Genomic DNA, 20,117 nt, shown 5'->3' on the forward strand with positions numbered 1-20,117 from the left:
CTCTCACCCCTTCAGGTAGTCCTCAATTTGCCCGGTCAGATCGCTCAGCGCCTCCAGCCGCAGGCTATAGGAGACACTTTTGCCGCTGGTGTGAACGATGATCAGACCTGCGGCGCGCAGCGTGATCAGGTGGTAGTGGATCGTGCTTTTGGACAGCTGAACCGCCTTCACAATCTCTGTGAAATTCATCTGGCTGCCGGTCAGCTGCCGGAGAATGAACAGCCGGGTCTCATCCGACAACGCCCGGGTAAGCCGCAGCAGCGCGGCAGCGGGACGTCCTTCTCCGGGAGGAAGCGCATCGCAGGAGTAGCTGGTGAACACAAACTCATCATATTGGGAGGAGATGACCAGCGGACGGGCATGATACTGCGGAGTGATAATAACCTGCTTCAGCGTCTTGGACGGATAGAGCCGCATCCCTTCGGTGGCTGCTTCATAGATGGCCCTATCATTCGTGCCGTCCAGCAGCGCCGCCCTCGCATCGGCCTCCTGCCGCAGCCCTTCAATGATGGCCGGATCAATGCTGCTGAAATAGCCGTCATTCCACACCCGGATCACTTCAGCCGCAGCATCCCGCAGCCCGGCAAGATTCGCAGGGACACTCTGCCCGAACCGCCCGGCAATGTCGTACAGTTCTCCCGGAGACAGCTCCTCGAACCAATGCAGGAATTCTTCCGCCGTACGCTCCCCGGGGCAGCTCCAGATGTAAGGAGAGAGACTGAAATTGTCCGTGAGCTTCAGCACTTCCTTCATGCGCTGGAGCATGACCGGGGCGAACTGCGTCTGTACCTGGCGGACCCAGGAGGTCCCGGCATCCATAGCTGTATGATTTTGCTTGCCGATAAAAGCGTTCAGGCTGGTAATACATTCATAGACAGGCGCGAAGTCTACGGTTACTTTATAATCCATAAGAAATTCCTGCTTTCTGGTGTAGTAGAGTTAGGCAAGAGAGATAATAGACAATGATGATATCTGTTTTTGTTCTATAAATATAGAACTTTTATTAGTTTTATAATAAACGAAAAATTTTAATTTGGCAAATGATTCTTTTTTGGCGGGTTTGTCACAAAACACAGCTTTTTGCAGTTATACAGGCAGAGGGGAGAGAGTAGCTGTGGATAAAGCAGAAATCAGCGGGCCGGGTAACCGGCCAGAGCAGGAAGCGGCACCGGAGCAGACGGTAAAGCAGGTGCAGCAGGGCGATGTACAGGCCTACACCCTGCTCATCAGACATTTTCAGCGGCCGATCTACTTGTACTGCTATTACTTGCTGGGGAACCGGGAAGAGGCGGAGGATGCGGCGCAGGATATTTTTATCAGGGCATTGGAGCGGCTGCAGCAGTATTCGGAGATAGTCTCTTTCTCGGCTTGGCTGTACACTATTGCGCGCAACCATTGCCTCGACCGGATTAAGCGCAGGAATAAGAGCTTCAAGCTGCTCAGTCTCTACAGGCAACATCATCAGCAGGAGCAGGAGGAAGAGCAGGCCGGAGACACAAGATATACAGAGGTTGTCCACGGTCTGCTGGAGAAGCTGAGTATGGAGGAACGGCAGATACTGCTGCTGCGGGCGCTGGAGGAGCATAGCTTCGAGGAGATAGGGATCATCATGGACATGAAGGCAGGGACGGTCCGCAAAAAATATGAACGGCTGCGCAAAAAGCTCGGACGCCGTCAAAATAGTGGAAGGAGAATCGCACATGAACCAAGTTGAACGGGAGGAAGCCGAACTGGAGCGGATTGGACGCATGATCCGGGAGACCCCGGTTCAGATTGATCTGGAGGAACGCATCATGCGCCGGGCGCATGGCGGACAACTGTCAGGCGTTAAGGCAGAGCCTGCAAAGCTAAGAAGAACAGGCCGGATGCTGCGGAAAAGCGCGGGGATCGCAGCGGCTGTACTCCTGCTTACCCTGCTGATTGCAAGCACTGAATGGATCTCGCCTACGCTGGCGGCATCCATTAAGCAAATTCCGGGGATGAATTCGATCTTCCGGCTTGCCGGGGATCTGGGGCTCCGGAGTGCGGATGAGCAGGGGCTCGCAGCAGTGCCGGAGCGCAGCGATACCCACGGCGGGTTAACGCTCAAGGTGTCTGAGGTAATGTATGACGGAATTCGCGTATCCCTGGGAATCGAGCGCCATACGGATGTGGAGAAGCTGGGGCGAGGCGATATCAGCGACCTGATGACAGATATCAAGCTATCGGTGGACGGTGAAGATATTAGTAACTATGGTCCGCTTGGCGGCAGCGGCGGCGGTTCCTTTGGTCCGTTCTTGCTGCGCGGGAAAGATGCCGATTCGAGGATCATTCAGTTCACGGATCTGCAGAATCAGGGCGGGCGGGCCTTCCCGGATACCTTCGAGCTGACGCTGACCGTTGATATCCAGGGCATCGCGGAGCCTTTTGAAATCACGCTGCCTGTGGTCAAGAAGACCTATCGTAACAGCATTGCGGAGCCCATTGTCCGCAGCAGCTCCGGCATGACCTTCACGCTGGAGACGCTGGAGCTTACGCCGATCACTACAAGACTCACCACACGGGTTGAACAGCCTGCGGGGCAGCCTGTCGATGCGGTGAAGGACTTCTTGGGCTATGACCTTGTAGATGATGAGGGCCACATATTGCAGGAGATTAATGGGGGTACCGGCTGGAGCGCCTCGGGAGGAAATACTCTGCTGTCAGCAGCCCTATTCGAACCGCTGAAGCATCCGGGCGGACAGCTTACGGTCAAGCCCTTCCGGACACTGTCCATCAACAAGGACGGAGTGCGGGAGAAGGAGTATATCCCGGAATTTGAAGTGAAGGTGCCGGTATCTGTGCCAGTACCAGTGACCGAGAAGTAATCTTATGTTTACAAAAAAGGCGGTTCCCGTCAGCGCATCATGCGCCTTGGGAACCGCCTTTTTGGACTTAAACCTTCTATAACACTGGGCGTGAGTTAGTTAATGAATTGCAGAGACTTCAAGGTCTTCTCCAGCATCGTAGCCGCTTCCGCGCGGGTAGCCAGCTTCGCCGGAGCAAACGCACCGTCAGGGGTTCCCTGGATGATGCCTGCGGCGGCAATCTCTGCTACCGCTGCCTTGGACCAGGCCGGGATGCTTGCGGCATCGCGGAATTTGGCCAGTACAGCCGGATCGGCCGTCAGGGTTGTGCCGGTGTATTTCATGGCTTTGGACAGGACGGCTGCCATCTCCTGACGGGTAATCGGACTGCCCGGTTTGAAGCTGCCATCCGTATACCCGGTAATCAGACCTGCGGCAGCGGCTGTCTGTACAGCATCCGTGTACCATGCGCCTGTACGGACGTCACTGAAGGCCGTTCCTGTTGCTGCTGGTGCAAGCCCGAGGGAACGGGTGATCAATGCCGCGAACTCCGCCCGTGTGATGGACTGTGCAGGCGAGAAAGCCGTGCTGCTGGTGCCGGTAATCACCAGCTTCGAGGCCAGCTGTTCAATGGCGGATTGTGCCCAGTGCCCGGCAGTGTCACCGAAGGTCTTGGACGATTTCACCACAGTATAATAGCTGTTGCTGTTGCGCTTGATCGTTACTTCCGTATGGCCGCCAGCAGGACTTGCGAAGACCGAGGGCACGAAGGACAGCTTGCCTGTGGCCGGGTCAAAGGCGACACCTGTCGCACCCTTGGCATCAAGTGCACCAGTGGCCGTGATTGTCCGCTTCACATAAGTGCTGCCGAAGCTGTTCAGCGGCACGCTGGTGGTGCCTGCCTGGGCACTGATGCTGAATTCAATGACAGGCGCAGCAACAGCGATCGTACCGGCCTGTGCGGCGATGGCCTTGTTCAGGCTGTCCAGTATAGCAGTATCTGCCTGAAGCAATGAGACGGTAATTGTGAAATCACTGGTGCCAAGCCGGGCGGCCAGGGCCGTTCCGTTAATAAGATTCAGCGGCAGAGAATAGGAAGCACCGCCGGTAGAGATGAGGGTCAACACTGTATCCGGATGTGCCGCTGCCTGCTGCACCAGCACACTGCCTGGCAGCACAGCCTGTGCGCCGCCTGCTGAAGCCGTGAGCGGGAGCTTCAGCTCATTCGTGCCGGCAGGCAAGGCTGCAAACTGAGCGGTGAGATCCGCTGTAGTAAACGTGGTAACCTGTGGCGCTGCCGCACTGGAAGCAGGAGTCGGACTTGGTGCAGGCGTTGCCGTAGGAGTCACACCCCCGGTTCCCCCCGGATTAGATCCGCCCGGATTGGTGGTTGGTGCTGGTGTTGTAGTCGGACTTGGGTTTGGAGCGGCACCCTTCAGATCCGTGATCCGTCCTTCAACGCTCGAAGTCACCGGTTTATGGTTCTTCAGGTAAGCCAGCAGCACCTCGAAGTCAGGGAGGCCCAGCTCATAATAACGCCCGTCTGCCTTGGCTGAGGCTAGAGCGCGGTAGAAGTCCCCGCCGCCAGCCATGAAGGAATTCGTAGACAGAATGTAATAGCCTGCCGGATCAATCGGCAGATAAGACCCGTCTGCCTGCTTGATCTCTACAGAGATGATCCGTTCCCCGGCCTGGGTCACCTGACCGGTCAAAGAACTCACAATCTCCGGCTTTTTGGTCGAATCATACGTATACTTCATCCCCGAGACATGGGCGAACCGTCCCTGGTCGGACTCCAACCCGCTGACTGCATTCTCCAGGGAGGAGATGATCTCTGCGCCAGTGACCTTCAGGGCTGCCAGGCTGTTATTGAATGGGAGTGTGGTCAACACCTCACCCATCGTAATATCGCCCTTGTCAATCGCTGCACGAATGCCTCCGCCGTTCTGGATGGCGACGACGCCTTTGATCGTACTTTGGTCCTCCTTGGATACGAAGTTAGGCATTAGCTCGGTTACTTTCTCCGCAATACTGTCAGCAATCATATTGCCGATTGGCGTCTCTTCCTTACGCACCACACGGACGGATTTCCCGTCAATGTCGCGGTTGGTGTAAAGGTCAACGTCCGAGTAGCCTACCTTCTCAGCCCGAACGGCGGAGAGCTTAGAATCGTATTCAGAAGCCAGCTTGGCTTTGGCCGCCGGATCTTCAGCGTATTTGGCTACATCCAGCAGCTTACCGTTATACGATACAATGTCGCCGTTCTTGTCAAAGACAACGTTCAGCTCACCCAGATTTTGACCGTATTCTCCCGTCTGGACCACCAGTACGGGCTTACCTGTACCAACGTTCGTAACCGGCTCAGGAGGGTTGTCAATTTTGGTATGAGAATGCCCGCCCACAATGATGTCAATGCCTGAGGCGGCTGCAGCGAGATTCTTGTCTACGGTATACCCCAGATGGGTTACCGCGATGATTTTATTAACCCCTTTGGCTTCGAGCATCGCTACAGTGTTCTTCGCGCTCTCTACATGGTCCTTGAAGCTGATCTTATCCCCCGGAGAAGATAAGCCGACCGTATCCTCAGTGGTCAGGCCGAAGATACCGACCTTCTCCCCGTAGACGTCTTTGATTACAGCCGGATAGATGTTGCCGTTATACGCGGTGTCACCTCCGGCGGTGGTAACGATATCGTTGTGGTACCGGTCCGCCAGCTCGCTGTTCTTGGTAGTGAAGTCAATATTGGCACTGGCGAACGGGAACTTAGCTGCTTCCACGAAATTTCTCAGGTACTCAGGATGCTCCTTATTCTGGTCAAATTCATGGTTGCCGAAGGTCATCGCATCATAGCCGAGGTCGTTCATGAAATCGACATCCGCCATGCCTTTAAAAGTGGTGGAATACAGTGTCCCCGAGAACACATCTCCCGCATCCAGCAGCAGCGTATTGGGATTGCGTTCCTGCTTGATCGCTGTAGCACGCTTGGCAATGGTCTCCAAATGTCCGTGCGTGTCATTCGTGTGCAGCACACGCAGAGCGAAATCGGACAGATCGAACTGGGCGACCACCGGATCATGGTCGGATGCCCGTCCACGCGATGCCGGGAAATCTGCATTCAGATGGACAACGTCCACTTCTGCGGATTCTGCAATATTTTTACTCGCTAAAATATGGTCCAGTACCTGTGAATTTCCGTCATACGTATAGGTGTACTGCTCATTAAGCGGCAGCTTGTCAATCAGATTGTCCAGCTCATTGCCTTTGAGAATCTCTGCGGTCCTGGTGAATTGGAAATCATTCAAGTCGCCCATGGCAATAATATTCGCCGACGGGTTGGCTGCGAGTACATCCTTGACGAAGCCGTTCACGATGGCGGCAATCTGATGGCGTTGTGTTTCACTGGATAATACCGGAGGCTGAACGTTCTCAAACGGGCCGTTGTCCCCCGACTTGGAATTGAAGTGATTCGCAATTACAATGACCTTCTTGCCTTTGAACTCGAATTGTGCGGCAAGCGGCTTGCGGGAAGCGTCAAAAGCCTTGTTCGCCGGATCAATTCTTCCCGGATTATAGGTGAGCTTGTCCGCAGCCGCATTGTAGCTGACCGCTTGCAGCGCGGAACCCTTCTGTCCGCTGATGCTGTCCGACAGCTTGACTCTGGCCGGATTATAGAAGAACCCGACCCGGATATTGCCGCCGGGAGCACCGCCGTCTGCTTTATCCGATGGAGCAATATCAATATACTTGTAAGCCGGGCCTCCGGCGGTCTGAATCGCTTCGATCAGTTCGGCGGCATTGGCTTCCACGATACCGTTGTCAGTCTCGCCGTTGCTGTCCTGCATTTCAACGACGCTGATAATATCCGGTTGTTTGAGATTCACAGCGATGGACTGAGCCAGCTTCTGAATCTTCGCAGCCCCTACGCCAGGGTAATAGTTCTCAATATTGTAGGAGGCCACCAGCAGCTTGTCCTCAGCTACAGCAATCGTAGAGGTCTCCTGTGTGAAGCTGCTTTGGGTAATGCTTGGCAGGCTTTCATTCGCCGGAATAACCTTGAAATTCCCATTGTTGTAGCCGATTACTCCGGTAACATCGCCATTGAATTTATCGCCTGTACCGACCTCCTGGCCGGGATTGCCATAGGCGATCAGCAGCCGCTGCGGGTTAAGGTTCTTTGCGTCCTTTAGAACAAGTCCCCCAGCCGGTGTAATAACATCGTCCATCGCATTGTCCACTCTCGTAGGAATGTTGTATACGGTAGAGGTACCGCCGCCGCTGGTCCAGTACGGACTGAGAATCACAGGGGTTGGCAGCGTGACGAGCATCCCCTCAAGCGATTCATAGAAGTCCATAGCATCCTCAGCGGGCTGGAATTCGGTTAGCTTATCATCGTCGATAACGGAGGAAGGGATGATCCTCCCGCCCTTGCCCAGCACAACAGGTTCAGGCAGTTTCACGTTTTTGGCAACCGTTTTAAGTGTACTGAGTGTAATTTGGGTGGAGGTCAGATTCTTGCTGCTGCCTTCATTGTATTCGGACACCGTGCCCGATACAGTCACATGATCTCCGATATCAGGCTTCAGGCTGGCATTCGTGCTGTATACGAATATGCCCTCAGAGGTATTGTCATTGGTATCGGGATTAGGGTCCTGTATGAAAAAGCCTTTATAATTGCCGTTCGCAAATGTATATCCATATTGGGTAACAATCCCCTCGACATCCGTAACGGTCTGGCCGGCATATTCAGAGGCATGGGATTCCCCTTGAATATCATGGATACGCGGCGGCGCGGCAGCCGTATAGGTGAAGGTGTATACTTTGCTGGTCTGCTCCGGAATGGAGGCGATTGCCTTAATTACAGTATCCTTGGTGATTGTAATTGGAGCTGTATACGGTGTGCTGGATAGGGTTGGCTCTGATCCGTCGAGCGTATAATAAATCGCTGCTCCATCTGTGGGACTCGACAGCGTGACTGTGCCTCCAGTGATAATCCGGCCGGAGCCGGGGCTGGCGGTGACAGAGAAGAGCTCTTCTACCAGACTCTCTGCATTCAGCGGAACGAATTGATAGACATTATTAAACTGTTCAATCACACCTGTGATTCTATCAAAATGCTTGCCTGCAATCAGTTGAGGCAGATCGGAGTAGATTATGAAGGTCTGGCCGCCTTGGCTGGCAATGACGTTCTTTCCTTCCTTACTGTTGATCGTTACATCCTCAAGGGTAACCAGCCGCGCCTCGTAAGCTTCGCCTTTGGCTGCCGTCAGATCTGCAGCGGTAATGAGCTTAGGGGCGGGGACGCCGGCATTCGGGGTAGCTACACTGTAGTTAAGCCCGGCAGACGGCTTCAGTTCCTGCAGGTTGCTGTAAATATCCATAACCCCTTGCACATTAACGGTATCCCCGACCTTGGCGAAATCCGGGAATCCGTACAGCACGATTGCTGACGCGGCATCCTGAATGTACATTTTTGCACCGTCGATGTGTGTAACCGTTCCGTCCGTCCATACGTTCTGGCCCTTAGGTGCCGGGCGGACGGAGGCAATATCCTGTTGCTCAAGCAGGGTGTAATCATAACTCGATACCGTACTGTACACTGAATCTGATACGGCAGCATAGGTCTTGATGGTTGTGGGTGCATTCAGCAGAATGGGTCCGCTGTATGGCTTAAATTCCGTTTCTGCGCCGTTTGTGTAAACTGCGGCGTACACGGATGCGCCTACGGTTGATGTACTAAGGGAGATGACGGTGCCTGCGGGCCAGGCATTTGCCGCCGGTGAGGCAGTGACCGGTTCTACAGCCTGAGTCTGGCCATAGCTGCTGTTGCGGGGGTCAGGGGGCTGGACGGTGAAGTCCGTGGTGTTATTATCGGTATCCAAGGCGCGGTTATCGGCAGGGGCGCCTGGTAGAGCAAGGCGGATCGCTGCCGTGGAGTTGGAGAGAGCGGGTACGGCTGCAGTCTCATAGGCATTCGCTGTTCCGTATCCTACCAAGTCGATGACTTGATCTGAGCTGTTTATCAAATCAACTTTGCCGCTAGTACCACTTAAAGCTAATGTGCCCGTCCAGTCAGGAGCAGGCAGGCTGACTCCGTTACCGTTATCTCCGGCCATTTGTTGAATAAGGAAATAACCGCCTGGCTGAATCGTTCCATTCAGCGCGGTAACGTTGGAGCCAAAACCGCCTGTGGCACTGGCATAACGCACCTTCCATCCGGTCAGATCAACCGGCTGCTCCGTGGGATTGTATAATTCAATGAAGTCGTTTTTGTATTGAGCGCCGCCGTTGCCGCCGCCCCCGTAGACTTGTGAGATTACAATATTACTGTTATCCGCTGTTGCCTGAGCACTTTGTCCGGCAGGCGTTACCAGTCCGAGCAGCATCAGCACGGATAGTCCTGCAGACAGCCATCTTCGCATACTGTGAGAAATAAACATTATCCTAAACCCACTCCTCTCAAAACTATGATAGACACTCCCCATTATTCTACCATTTAATTGTTAAATAAAGGGTTGCTTCATATAAATATATATTAAATTAAGACCAATTCAACATAAATTAAGAGGATTTCATTCATAGAAACAAAAATAGCAGATTTATTTAGTAGAAACGCTAGACAAACAGCCATGTCCCCAAGTAACAAGGAATGGCTGTTTGATGATCCGTATAGAGTTATTCCGCTGGGAGACTTCTGGCTTCAATCCGCTCCGCCCCGCCCATATAAGGCCGCAGCGCCTGCGGAATATAGATCGATCCGTCCTCCTGCTGGTGGTTCTCCAGCAGCGGGATCAGGATGCGTGGCGTGGCTACCGCCGTGTTGTTCAGGGTATGGCAGTACTGCAGCCGTCCGTCTTCATCACGGTAACGGATGCCCGAGCGGCGGGCCTGGAAGTCGAGCAGGTTGGAAGCCGAATGGGTCTCCCCGTAGGCCTCTCTGCCAGGCATCCAGGTCTCGATGTCATACTGCTTGTGGGTCTTCATCGCCATGTCCCCGCTACAGACGGCGACTACCCGGTAAGGCAGTTCCAGCAGTTGAAGAATATGCTCGGCATTGCCGAGAATCTCCTGAAGCATCTGCTCCGATTCTGCAGCATCGCTGCGGCACATGACCACCTGCTCAATCTTCGAGAACTGGTGGACGCGGTAGAGTCCGCGCACATCGCGGCCGGCCGAGCCGACTTCGCGGCGGAAGCAGGCCGACATCCCGGCCAGCCGCAGCGGCTGATCCAGCTCCAGGATCTCATCGCTGTACAACGAGACCAGCGACACCTCCGAGGTCCCGGCCAGCCAGCGCTTCTCGCCCGTCAGCTCGTAGGTCTGATCCCGGCCGCCGGGGAAAAACCCGGTCCGCTCCAGCGCCTCCGGGCGGACGATCACGGGCACGTCCATCGCGGTGAAGCCGCGCTGCATCAGTACATCCAGGGCCAGCCGCTGCACGGCGAGGTGCAGGAGCACCCCGGTCCCCTTCAGCACATAGCTGCGGGGTCCGCCTGCCTTGACGCCGCGCGGAAGGTCCATCATGTCGTGCAGCTCTCCGAGCTCGACATGGTCCCGTGCGCGGAACCCGAAGACCGGCGGCGCGCCATGCCGCCGCAGCTCCACATTCGCGCTGTTATCCGGTCCGATCGGCGTATCCGCCGACACGGGATTCGGCGCAAGCAGCAGCAGCTCTCCGCAGCGGCGTTCTGCCTCCAGCAGCTCCGCCTCCAGCAGAGTCAGCTGGCCGTTGATCACCCGCACCTGCTCCTTGGCCAGCTCGCCCCCCGAAACGTCGCCCCCGCGCAGCAGGCGCTCCACTTCCTTCGTCAGCGCATTGCGCTCCGCGCGGCGCTGCTCCGTCTCCCGGCGGGCCAGCCGCCGCCGGTCATCCCACTCCAGAAGTTCCTCGAGGGGGAACTTCAATCTTTTCCACTCGGCCGTCTTCCGTACAATGTCCTCATTCTCCCTGATCCAATTCATATCCAGCATCTGCATCCGCTCCTTAAGTTTGGGTAAAAAAACGCAAAAAACGCCCTCATCCATGGGACGAGGAGCGTCAGCTCGCGGTGCCACCCAGGTTGACCTCATTCGCGTTATAGCAGCTATGCAGCGCGGAATCAGGCCCTCTTTGGTCTTCGCGGTAACGGGCGAAACCCGGTAAACTTAGGGAACAGGAATCTGCTCCGGTCGCAGACGCCTCGCGGTTGGATGCCGGTCGTTGGCCTGGTCGGGATATAGGTTTGACGTTCATTATAACCAGAGCGGCAGCGGTTTGCAAGCATAAGAGGGGTTTGACAATATTCCTTGTACTCTGCTAGGATTATTACTAATTTAAAGTATTGATGCCCGGCGAAGCAGCCCGGTTTATCTTATTATGCGGACGGAAGAGGTGCGGAAATGGCCAAAATAGTCGTAATTAACGGAACACCCTCCCTGGTCTCACGGATTAATGCCGTGATTGAGTATGCAGAGAGTGCCCTGCGGGAGCGCGGGTATGAAGTGGAGCGGATCAATGTGGCGGAGCTTCCGGCGGAGGATCTGATTCACACCAAGTTCGAGAGTGAAGCCATCGTCAAGGCGAACGGGCTTGTGGCGGAAGCCGATGCGGTAATCGTAGTCAGCCCGGTGTATAAGGCCTCCTATACCGGAGTGCTGAAGACCTTCCTGGATCTGGTGCCGCAAAAAGGGCTGGCCGGCAAAATCGTGCTGCCGCTCTTCATGGGCGGAAGTCTCGCGCACTTGCTGGCGATTGACTATGCGCTGAAGCCGGTGCTGTCGGTGCTTGGCGCCCGCTACATTCTTGGCGGCGTCTACGCGGTAGACTCGCAGGCCGTGCGTAACGACCAGGGCGTGGTCGAGCTGGCGGAAGAACTCAAGCTGCGCCTGAACAGCGTGCTGGAGGAGCTGGCGGAAGAGACGGAGCATAAGGTGGCACGTAAGGCAGGGCAATCAACAGCCGTAGAATAACGTTAGGCTGCTGCCTCCATCTGCCCGGTACAATCAAAAGGCACTACTCTACCCGAATGCGGGAGTAGTGCCTTTTTGTAAAATAAAAGAATTTATATGTTTCACACGATAACTTATCCTTCTATTTCTCGCTGAAATGGTACCATCCTTTAAAAGGACGGCAATGCCGTTTCCACTTGTATGAATTTTATACCCCTTGAAAGCTCAGCTCCGGCTCCCACAGAACGACCCTATCTCCCGCCAGACTCGCCGGAATATCGATGATCCGCTGGTTGCTGCTGCCCCGGTAGGAGAGGGTAAGGTCTTTGAGCTCTTCGACGAACCGTCCGTCGATCACGACCTGGCACAAGGCCAGCAGATTCCATTCCGCAGAGCCCGGGGAAGCCGTAAGCTCCTCGTACGTATAGCCCGTATAGATCCAGACCGGGAAGCCCGGCAGCTCGGCGCGCAGCTCGTGAATGAAGTCTGCAGCCTCCCCAGCCGAGAAAAAAGGGTCCCCGCCCGCCAGCGTCAAGCCGTCCAGCAGCGGATTGCCTGCAATCTCTTCTATAATCTCCCGCCGCCGCTCCGGGGTGAAGACCTCCCCGTAGTTAAAGTTCCAGGTCTTCGGGTTGAAGCAGCCGGGGCAGCGGTGGCGGCAGCCGCTGAAGAAGAGGACGGCCCGCAGGCCTTCCCCTTCATTGATCGACTCCGGGTAATAGCCGCAAATGTTCATAGATGCTTAACACGGTCCCGGACTTCGGCTTGCTTGGCAGCATTGAAGCGGGTCTGATAGTCACCGGTCAGATACCCGGTAACCCGGCGCAGACGGCGGATATGGGTGGTATCCTCATGGGCATTGCAGGTCGGGCAATTCGTGCCGATGACCCCTTCATAGCCGCAGCCGGAGCAGCGGTCAATCGGATGGTTAATGCTGAAGTAGCTGATGTCCTGCTCCAGCGCGTATTTGATGATTTTGACGAAGGCTGACGGATTGCTCCGGGCATTGCCGTTCAGCTCGACATAAGAGATCGCTCCGGCGTTGCAGTATTCATGGAACGGCGCTTCCAGGCTGATCTTCTTGGCAGCGCTCAGCTCATGATAGACCGGAATATGGAACGAGTTCGTATAGTATTCCCGGTCGGTTACCCCAGGGATAGAGCCTAGCACCTTGCGGTCGATCTTGGTGAACTTGCCGGAAAGACCCTCGGCGGGCGTTGCGAACAAGGTGATGTTGAGGTTAAGCTCCTCGCTCTTACGGTCGCAATATTCACGCATGTGGCGGACGATGGCTACAGCCTTGGCGTGGATATCCATGTCTTCGCCATGGTGCTTGCCGTACATGGCTTTCATGCATTCCGCCATGCCGATGAAGCCCAGCGACAGGCTGCCGTGCTTCAGCAGTTCGCCTACGCTGTCATCGGGGGCAAGCTGCTCGCCGCCTTCCCACACGCCTTCGCGCATCATGAAATCGGAGGCTTTGGCCTTCTGGGCAGCCTGAATACGGAAGCGGTGCAGGAGACCGTCGAGCGCAATATCCATATAATGATTCAGGTCGTCGAAGAATCCTTCTTCGTCAGCGGCCAGTCGGCGGCCGGTTACTGTACCATGGGCCAGTCCAAGACGCACCAGGTTGAGCGTATTGAAGGACAGGTTGCCTTTGCCGGAGCAGTGGTTGCGTCCGAAGCGGTCGCCGAGCACACGGGTACGGCAGCCCATTGTAGCGAATTCGGTATCCGGGTCAGCCGGATCATAATATTGCATGTTCAGCGGAGCATCCAGATTGGCGAAGTTCGGATAGAGTCTGCGTGCAGAGCACTCAGCCGCCTTCAGGAACAGTTCATAGTTAGGGTCGCCCGGCTGCTGGTTGATGCCTTGCTTACATTTGAAGATCTGAATCGGGAACACCGGTGTCTCCCCGCTGCCCAGTCCGTTCATGGTGGCCGTCAGGAGCGAGCTGATCACAAGCTGGCCCTCCGGGGAGGTACAGGTGCCGTAGTTGATGCTGGTAAAAGGAATCTGTCCGCCGGAGCGGCTGGACATCGTATTCAGGTTATGTACCATACTCTCTGCGGCCTGCAGGGTCTCGCTCTGCGTCTCCTTCAGGGCAAAACGGAAGGCGCGCGGATACTGCTCAGCCAGATCGCTGCGGCTCATCGTAATCTCCCCAAGCTCAGACACTTCTGCATTTTCCTCGAAATACTCCAGTCCTTTGCGGAAGAGCTTGGAGAAGGATTTGGTCACATAAGGGGCCAGGTCATAATCCAGCTTGTTGGCGGATACGCCGCCGTATTGCGCATTTTGCTGTGACTGGAAAATAATCGCCACCAGCGACATCGCCGTCATAATCGAGTTGGGAGGCCGTACGCTGCCGTTGCCGGTGTTGAAGCCTTCACGGAGAAGCCGTTCAAACGGAATGAAGATGCAGTTCGTGGTTCCGATAGCATATTGATCCAGGTCATGTACATAGACGACATTATCCAGGGTAGCCTGTACCAGCTGCGGCGGCATGGTGAAGTTGCGGGCGTACCATTTGGAATATTCACTGCCGAACTTACTCATTTTGCCGGAGAAGCTCTCCCCGTTCAGGTTGGCATTCTCGCGCAGCAGATCCAGATCCCGGCTGTCGATAATATCCCGTCCCAGATGAATGACCTCTTCTAATAGAACCTCTTGTGCAGCTTGTCCTTCGTTATAACGTTTCTCCAGCAGCGTCATTATATAACTCTCTCCTCTCGGGTATTGTAAGCGTGATATGTAATATAGAACGGTCAGGACATCATTAAAAAAGCACCTCCGGCCGGGAAGGCCGGAAATGCCCGAATGCAGGATGCAAAGATCCGGGAAGCGGAAATTTGCCTGTGGTCTGGGTGGAATATACGAGCAGACAAGGGGCGAATAGCTGAAGCCCGTTCTGGTATATTCCGCAGAGCCGATACCTGAAGGTAATCACCGATCGTCCTCAGGTATCGGCAGCCTCTGGCCCGATTGACGGGAGGCTGACTCTGCTATTGCAGGCCGCATACGGACACCTCCCCTGTTCCTCGCAGGAGTCTAAGCGGTGCCGCGAAACAGGCAGGTCTCCTGGCTTCCGGCAACTCCTCCGGCGCCTTCCCGGGGGGCGTATTCAGCCCCTTAGTGGCAGTTAGCCGGAGAATGCCGCCCTGGGGCAGCTAGCCCGGGGAGCATCCGGTTACAGTGGCGGGACCGCAGCGGTTTTGCACCGCGCTTCCCTATTAAGTCTCCTCTCTATTGAGAGAGTGAAACACCTGTTTCTACTATATTTTGTTGTTATTCATTAAAGCTACCGCAATATATTGTGTTTGTAAATGATTTTTTGCAATCCCGCACGGGGAGCGGGTTCCGCGCTTTTACTCACAGCTGATCCACAGTTAGTCCACAGGTAATCCACAACTTTCCTATCGATTTGGCCGAAATGATTCATAAATTCTCCGAAAATACGCCACAAAGAATCCATAAATAGAGTGCGTCTAATCCTCGTAATCTTTGTAACGAATAGTAAGAAAATAACGGGGTGGGCAGGAGATTTGTGGGAAGCCTGCCGAAGCGGTACAATAAGAGGATAAGCAAGGGGCAGGCAGATCAGACAATCAGGAGGGTGATTACGATGGCAATTGGCGAAGTGACCGTTATTCCGGTTGGCACAGGCAGCACCAGTCTCAGCAGCTATGTGGCCGAGATGCAGCGCGTGCTGGAGACGGTGGAGGGCATAACCTATGAGCTTACTTCTATGGGAACGATTATTGAAGGACCGGTAACGCGGATTCTGGCTGCGGTAGAAGCGCTGCATGAGTCGCCGTTCACCGCCGGGGCGCAGAGAGTCTCAACCTCGCTCAAAATCGATGACCGGCGCGACAAGCCCTCCACCAGCCGCAGCAAGCTGGAATCCGTGGAGCGCAAGCTGCAAGGATAGTAACCACTTATAGTATCTTATCAGAATCAACCGATAAGGAGCAGATTCCTGCCGGGCATATGCTGGCTGAGTTTGATCTGGGCTGGGTATACAGCAACCAGCGGAAAAAGGGGTTGCGTTTTCCGCTGGAAGAGTTATAATATTTTTTGTTTGGCAGACACAGAGGTCTGTAGGCTGGTGTAGCTCAGGGGTAGAGCAACGCACTCGTAATGCGTAGGCCGGGGGTTCAATTCCCTTCACCAGCATATTTGTGAAGTCGATAGTGGCGCGGGTTTCCGGTTTTTTGGAACTGCGCCTTTTTTCTATGCAAGCATCAACATCTGCCATTCTTCTAACCTTTAGTTAAGTAAAGTGGGGAGCCTATGGTTGGATGCTAGGAGGCAAAGATCTTATATGGGAAACCGGACATTCCTGATTGTTACCAGTGCCGATTCAGATTTAATTGATTATGAGAATACAGCTTTCGAGACGAATAATTTTCTCGCTCCAGTATGGTTTTGTCTGGTCAGCCAAGACCAGTTCCAGCGCTATAGCAGGCAGCTAATGCAAGCTTGGAGCAAGATTCAACCCCATATGGGCCAACCGGATGTGGAGGATTTGGTGGAGTGGGAACATTTTTCCGAGGCCTTCCAATGGCAGATTCCATGGGCGGATGCTGCAGAGCAGTTGCGCCTGAGTTTACCGGGCACGCTGGCCCGTTTCCCGGCGCTTGCCACTCCTGTACAGGAGTGGCTGGAAACCTTATCGACCCATGTACAGCGTTATTCTGCTGCCGTTATTCATCTGGAGCTTTCGCAATATTTCTCGTTCACGGGCGATCCCGCCCTCTATCTGAGAGACATTCAAGAATACGTTACCCTCTGGCAGTCGCCGCATCCCTCGCAGGAGAAGGTCTGGCAGGGAGCAGCTGATAACTTTTATATGCTGAATGGGGAGCATTTGCCATGGAGGGAACGAACGGCAGCTCAACCGGAGCAAGCTGCCGATATTCAGCCAGCACAGTCCATTCCTCCAGCATCCGGGATGCGCCAGTCCAAATGGCGGCAGGAGCTCTACATCTGGTTGCTTGCGATTCTATCCGCAGCCCTCTTTTTTGCCGTCTATGTCAAGACCTCCAGTGGTTGGTTGGCGGTGCTCTGCTTCTTCATCCCCTCCCTGTGTATCGTTTTGTGGAATATAATTATCGGTCCTGCACGAACCTCCCGCCGTCAGCTGGAAGCGGCTAGGACTTTGAAGAGGAACAGTCCCCCTTCTGAGGCTGTGCTAAGGATTGAGTATTTCGACGGGCGTTCACCTATTGGGATGGATGGCATGGAAATGGGTCCTTCAGAGGATAAAGCGTTACCGGATCTTATCCCCTGGCTGCAAATCCTGCAAGCAAAGGTGCTTTCATCTCATGAGGTTGAGCTCATCGTTTCTGCTAACCACTCACCAGTCTCTACCTTACAACTTCATTTGAGGCTGGATGAACAGTTGGATGTCAAGGATATCGTATCAGCGGTTAATGCGATGGTGTTGGCTCATGACAAAGCATTGGTATGATTACATTCACTAACCGGCTTAGTGGCATCTCCCTGGTCGTTAGTGCACCAGGATTGGGACTGGAAGGCCAGGAAGATAGCCACCCATCTGTTCGCGTTCTGGAAATGAATAAGCACTCCGCCGTCCTGCCATGTACCATTTTCTCGGGAATACCCGCCGGCATTGCCTTGATTCATGTGGATATTATGAACGCCCTGTCCAGGAGAGAAGCCGAAGTATTTGTCGGGTTTATCCACAGGCCCCCAAGGTTCGCCGAACGCATACAGGGTGGCCTTCTGCTTGTGTGCTTCCTCGATGTAAGAGGTGATTTTGTCATAGAGATTGTTGTGGGGATCGTTGTCTTCCTTGTCATCTTGGTTCGTATTAGGCAGGGCTACCATCTTACTGGGAATCACCAGGTTTCCTCTGATATAATCTAGGGCAAGGCTCCGGTTCTCCCTGGTGATCTTCGTGAAGCCGGACTCAAGCTTGAGCCAGCGGGCTGTTTCTTCCGATTTTAAATCTTCACCCACATAATACAGCACCTGATTGGCAGTGTCTTCCGGTAAATGCTCGGCTTTATTGCTTGATCGGATGTTGATGGCCAATCTATACTTTTTGTGGTCATCGTCTTCAACGTCAACCAGCACCTGAATATGATTGTTTTTGTAACCTAGCTTATAGACATTATCCTCATTGGATATTTTGCATTTTAATACCCCATACCCTTGATCTAATCCGTTACCCATCGCTCATCAGTCCTCCTTCATAGCTATTATTCTTTCCCATAGGAGGCCGTAGTAATTCTGACTAGTAAGGTGTTCATCAGAGGAGGCAAGCTACATTATGAAGGTTCTGACGATTCGCCAGCCGTGGGCAACCTTAATTGCGCTGGGAGAAAAGCAAATCGAAACCCGCACCTGGCGGACCGCCCACCGGGGAGCATTGGCCATTCATGCCGGGATGCAGGTAAATAAGGCGATCTGCCGGACAGAGCCTATTCAGTCGTTGCTGGCCCGTCATGGCTTCACGGCGGACAATCTGCCAACCGGCCGGATCATTGCCGTCAGCCGAATTGCGGATTGCTGTGAAGTTACGCCTGAGCTTGTGCAGCAGGGCTGGCCGGGCGGGAATGAATATGTGTTCGGGAATTATACCGTAGGAAGGTACGCCTGGAAGCTGGAGGAAGTTGTGCCGCTGGTACATCCCATACCCGCGAAGGGACGTCTGGGATTCTGGGAATATCCTGTGCTGGAGAAGGAATTTTGAATCGCCTGATCGCATTTTGACTAAAAATTTGCTCCGGACTGGCACTCAGCTGGTATAATTGGGATATTCGGCGGGAAATCTTCCTATATATTAGGATAGTGTGCTCTACAGCGGTCAACGCTGGAGATGAAGCAGAATTGCCGGGAAGGAGCGTATGCATAATAGATGGGAAGCCTTCTAATTGCATGGCTTTGTATGCTTTGTTTGTTTCTTGTGTTCAGGGATCAGGTCAGCCGGAGAATCCTGTACCCGGTAGCTGTAGTGGTTATATGCGGGACGTTGGGGTATTGGACGTTGTTAATGTAACCGCATCCGGGTCATCGTGTAATGCAGAAGTCTGCCGCTTGCGGCAGGCTTCTTTTGTAGGTACTGCGCCCTGCATGAACAGGTTCAATAAAAGTACTTCTCCCGCTGGCTTATCCCTCCGCGCCGCCCTGCTCCGTCTTCTCCATCCCCAGATATCTGCGCATATGCACAGTGGCCTGGGCGGCAATCACATCATCCAGCAGCAGCATCCGCTCGTGATAACCCCTGCAGACGAATTTGGCTTCGACGCCAGCTTCCAGGCGCTGCTGTTCATAGACCTTCAGACCACGGGCCCGCATTCCGGCACGGACCTCCCGCAGATCGGCAGCGGCAGCCTGGACGGCAGTCTGGATCACCTCCAGATAAGGCGCAGGCGTGCGCAGCTCTAAGGACATCACGGATGCATCACGCTCGAAGGCGGATAGAATTAGCGGCAGCAAAATATAAGATTTGACCAGCAGGTTGTCCTGACTCTCTGCTCTATGCATCCCTCTCAACCCCTCTAAGAGAACGTATATTCGCATTGTAACTCATCATTCAAAAAATAATCAATGGGTATTATCAACTGACAGTAACAATGTGACATAATTCACAATAAAATTCGAAGAATTATTTTATATTAAAATTGAAATAATAAAGATTGAAAAAATAAATCAGCTCAAAGGAGAATGGCAATGAGTCATGAAGGAAGTCTCCGCCGCGGTGTGGTATTCGGGATCATTCTAAGTGTTCCGCTCTGGGTATCGATGATTGGTTGGGTTCAACTGTTCATGTCTGCTTAGGCGACATTTTATTTAATAATAGATGAATCCTTGTAGCGGGTGTCGTCCATCACGGGCGGCACTTTTTTTCGGAGCGGGGTGTCTGTGAATAGGTAAAATGGCATCGAATAGGAGCAAGCTAGGAGTTAAACAGGGAGGAACAGCGACGAAGTAGGCCATATGTATCAAATTTTAATAATGTAAATTAATATTATTATAGAGCCAGGTAGCCAATGACAGTTGTAGGGGTGAGAAGGATAGTATGCATAAACCCATGGGGGACAAGGGATTGTGGGATTGGGGTTCTGAGATTTTTTCAAAAATTATACTTGGAATGGATTGACAACAGGGCGGGGGAGCGGATAAACTGAAAATAGTACAAAAGTAACAAATGTCATAGACTCAACAACGAATATACATAAGCAAAATCAACAATTTCATACCGAAATCATGTACAAACGCAAACCGTATCGAAAGAACGGGACGCAAAGTCAGGAATCTACTGTCTCTAAAGTTGAGGCTATGGTCGTCCGGCCGCCGTGAAGCTAACCCTTCGTGGCGGTCTTTTTGTTGTTA

Annotated in this window: 13 protein-coding genes, 1 tRNA gene and 2 riboswitches; of the genes, 7 read left to right on the plus strand and 7 right to left on the minus strand. The window is 53.8% G+C overall.

The features are described 5' to 3' along the window. Nucleotides 1-3: 3 nt before the first annotated feature. The gene (locus tag MHH28_RS25030; RefSeq protein ID WP_405106535.1) at nucleotides 4-909 is read right to left on the minus strand and encodes an ArsR/SmtB family transcription factor; all 906 of its coding nucleotides are present in this window, start codon (nucleotides 907-909) and stop codon (nucleotides 4-6) included. Nucleotides 910-1,114: 205 nt separating this feature from the next. On the opposite strand from MHH28_RS25030, the gene MHH28_RS25035 reads away from it, so the two are divergent. Beyond that, entirely contained in the window at nucleotides 1,115-1,714 is a 600-nt protein-coding gene (locus MHH28_RS25035) for an RNA polymerase sigma factor (RefSeq protein ID WP_405106537.1), read from the plus strand. Continuing rightward, entirely contained in the window at nucleotides 1,701-2,846 is a 1,146-nt protein-coding gene (locus tag MHH28_RS25040; RefSeq protein WP_405106539.1) for a DUF4179 domain-containing protein, read from the plus strand. Before MHH28_RS25035 ends, MHH28_RS25040 begins: the two co-directional genes overlap by 14 nt. 95 nt (nucleotides 2,847-2,941) lie before the next feature. Here MHH28_RS25040 and MHH28_RS25045 read toward each other — a convergent pair whose 3' ends face one another. Both MHH28_RS25045 and serS read right to left on the minus strand, forming a co-directional pair. Then, nucleotides 2,942-9,244 carry an S-layer homology domain-containing protein gene (locus tag MHH28_RS25045; protein WP_405106541.1) on the minus strand — a complete coding sequence of 2,101 codons (6,303 nt, stop codon included), beginning with the start codon at nucleotides 9,242-9,244 and terminating at the stop codon, nucleotides 2,942-2,944. 253 nt (nucleotides 9,245-9,497) lie between these two features. Continuing rightward, the gene (serS, locus tag MHH28_RS25050; protein WP_405106543.1) at nucleotides 9,498-10,793 is read right to left on the minus strand and encodes a serine--tRNA ligase; all 1,296 of its coding nucleotides are present in this window, start codon (nucleotides 10,791-10,793) and stop codon (nucleotides 9,498-9,500) included. Between the two features lie 408 nt (nucleotides 10,794-11,201). Here serS and ssuE point away from each other — a divergent pair, with 408 nt between their 5' ends. Next, nucleotides 11,202-11,771 carry an NADPH-dependent FMN reductase gene (gene ssuE, locus MHH28_RS25055; protein ID WP_405106545.1) on the plus strand — a complete coding sequence of 190 codons (570 nt, stop codon included), beginning with the start codon at nucleotides 11,202-11,204 and terminating at the stop codon, nucleotides 11,769-11,771. A gap of 187 nt (nucleotides 11,772-11,958) precedes the next feature. On the opposite strand, the gene nrdG is transcribed toward ssuE, so the two are convergent. Together nrdG and MHH28_RS25065 are read right to left on the minus strand one after the other, a co-directional pair. Continuing rightward, nucleotides 11,959-12,486 (minus strand): anaerobic ribonucleoside-triphosphate reductase activating protein, encoded by a 528-nt coding sequence (nrdG, locus tag MHH28_RS25060; RefSeq protein ID WP_405106547.1) that lies wholly within the window; start codon nucleotides 12,484-12,486, stop codon nucleotides 11,959-11,961. After that, complete coding sequence (locus tag MHH28_RS25065; protein ID WP_405106548.1) at nucleotides 12,483-14,468, minus strand: anaerobic ribonucleoside triphosphate reductase; 1,986 nt, start codon at nucleotides 14,466-14,468, stop codon at nucleotides 12,483-12,485. Before MHH28_RS25065 ends, nrdG begins: the two co-directional genes overlap by 4 nt. A 338-nt stretch (nucleotides 14,469-14,806) precedes the next feature. Continuing rightward, a riboswitch (cobalamin riboswitch) is annotated at nucleotides 14,807-15,038 on the minus strand. A 340-nt stretch (nucleotides 15,039-15,378) separates the two neighbouring features. Between MHH28_RS25065 and MHH28_RS25070 the strand changes: the two genes are divergently transcribed. The 3 genes from MHH28_RS25070 to MHH28_RS25080 all read left to right on the plus strand — a co-directional run bounded on the left by MHH28_RS25070 (nucleotide 15,379) and on the right by MHH28_RS25080 (nucleotide 17,226). Beyond that, the gene (locus MHH28_RS25070) at nucleotides 15,379-15,684 is read left to right on the plus strand and encodes an MTH1187 family thiamine-binding protein (RefSeq protein ID WP_405106550.1); all 306 of its coding nucleotides are present in this window, start codon (nucleotides 15,379-15,381) and stop codon (nucleotides 15,682-15,684) included. A 173-nt stretch (nucleotides 15,685-15,857) separates the two neighbouring features. Then, nucleotides 15,858-15,929 (plus strand) — tRNA-Thr (locus MHH28_RS25075). A gap of 148 nt (nucleotides 15,930-16,077) precedes the next feature. Further along, the gene (locus MHH28_RS25080; protein ID WP_405106552.1) at nucleotides 16,078-17,226 is read left to right on the plus strand and encodes a hypothetical protein; all 1,149 of its coding nucleotides are present in this window, start codon (nucleotides 16,078-16,080) and stop codon (nucleotides 17,224-17,226) included. Here the strand turns inward: MHH28_RS25080 and MHH28_RS25085 are convergent. After that, complete coding sequence (locus MHH28_RS25085; protein WP_405106554.1) at nucleotides 17,205-17,954, minus strand: DUF2278 family protein; 750 nt, start codon at nucleotides 17,952-17,954, stop codon at nucleotides 17,205-17,207. The two genes, MHH28_RS25080 and MHH28_RS25085, sit on opposite strands and share 22 nt — an antisense overlap. Nucleotides 17,955-18,051: 97 nt before the next feature. Here MHH28_RS25085 and MHH28_RS25090 point away from each other — a divergent pair, with 97 nt between their 5' ends. Next, nucleotides 18,052-18,474 (plus strand): ASCH domain-containing protein, encoded by a 423-nt coding sequence (locus MHH28_RS25090; RefSeq protein WP_405106556.1) that lies wholly within the window; start codon nucleotides 18,052-18,054, stop codon nucleotides 18,472-18,474. 416 nt (nucleotides 18,475-18,890) lie between these two features. Here MHH28_RS25090 and MHH28_RS25095 read toward each other — a convergent pair whose 3' ends face one another. After that, complete coding sequence (locus MHH28_RS25095; RefSeq protein ID WP_405106558.1) at nucleotides 18,891-19,268, minus strand: hypothetical protein; 378 nt, start codon at nucleotides 19,266-19,268, stop codon at nucleotides 18,891-18,893. Between the two features lie 722 nt (nucleotides 19,269-19,990). Beyond that, nucleotides 19,991-20,083, plus strand: a riboswitch (cyclic di-GMP riboswitch). The last annotated feature ends 34 nt before the right edge of the window (nucleotides 20,084-20,117 follow it).

Source organism: Paenibacillus sp. FSL K6-1217 (assembly GCF_045040735.1).
In the GTDB taxonomy this organism is placed as follows: domain Bacteria; phylum Bacillota; class Bacilli; order Paenibacillales; family Paenibacillaceae; genus Paenibacillus_AQ.

Coding starts and splice junctions, on each gene's coding strand:
- MHH28_RS25030 (WP_405106535.1), bottom strand. CDS start 909: ATGGATTATAAAGTAACCGTAGACTTCGCGCCTGTCTATGAATGTATT.
- MHH28_RS25040 (WP_405106539.1), top strand. CDS start 1,701: ATGAACCAAGTTGAACGGGAGGAAGCCGAACTGGAGCGGATTGGACGC.
- MHH28_RS25045 (WP_405106541.1), bottom strand. CDS start 9,244: ATGCGAAGATGGCTGTCTGCAGGACTATCCGTGCTGATGCTGCTCGGA.
- serS (WP_405106543.1), bottom strand. CDS start 10,793: ATGCTGGATATGAATTGGATCAGGGAGAATGAGGACATTGTACGGAAG.
- ssuE (WP_405106545.1), top strand. CDS start 11,202: ATGGCCAAAATAGTCGTAATTAACGGAACACCCTCCCTGGTCTCACGG.
- nrdG (WP_405106547.1), bottom strand. CDS start 12,486: ATGAACATTTGCGGCTATTACCCGGAGTCGATCAATGAAGGGGAAGGC.
- MHH28_RS25065 (WP_405106548.1), bottom strand. CDS start 14,468: ATGACGCTGCTGGAGAAACGTTATAACGAAGGACAAGCTGCACAAGAG.
- MHH28_RS25070 (WP_405106550.1), top strand. CDS start 15,379: ATGGCAATTGGCGAAGTGACCGTTATTCCGGTTGGCACAGGCAGCACC.
- MHH28_RS25080 (WP_405106552.1), top strand. CDS start 16,078: ATGGGAAACCGGACATTCCTGATTGTTACCAGTGCCGATTCAGATTTA.
- MHH28_RS25085 (WP_405106554.1), bottom strand. CDS start 17,954: ATGGGTAACGGATTAGATCAAGGGTATGGGGTATTAAAATGCAAAATA.
- MHH28_RS25090 (WP_405106556.1), top strand. CDS start 18,052: ATGAAGGTTCTGACGATTCGCCAGCCGTGGGCAACCTTAATTGCGCTG.
- MHH28_RS25095 (WP_405106558.1), bottom strand. CDS start 19,268: ATGCATAGAGCAGAGAGTCAGGACAACCTGCTGGTCAAATCTTATATT.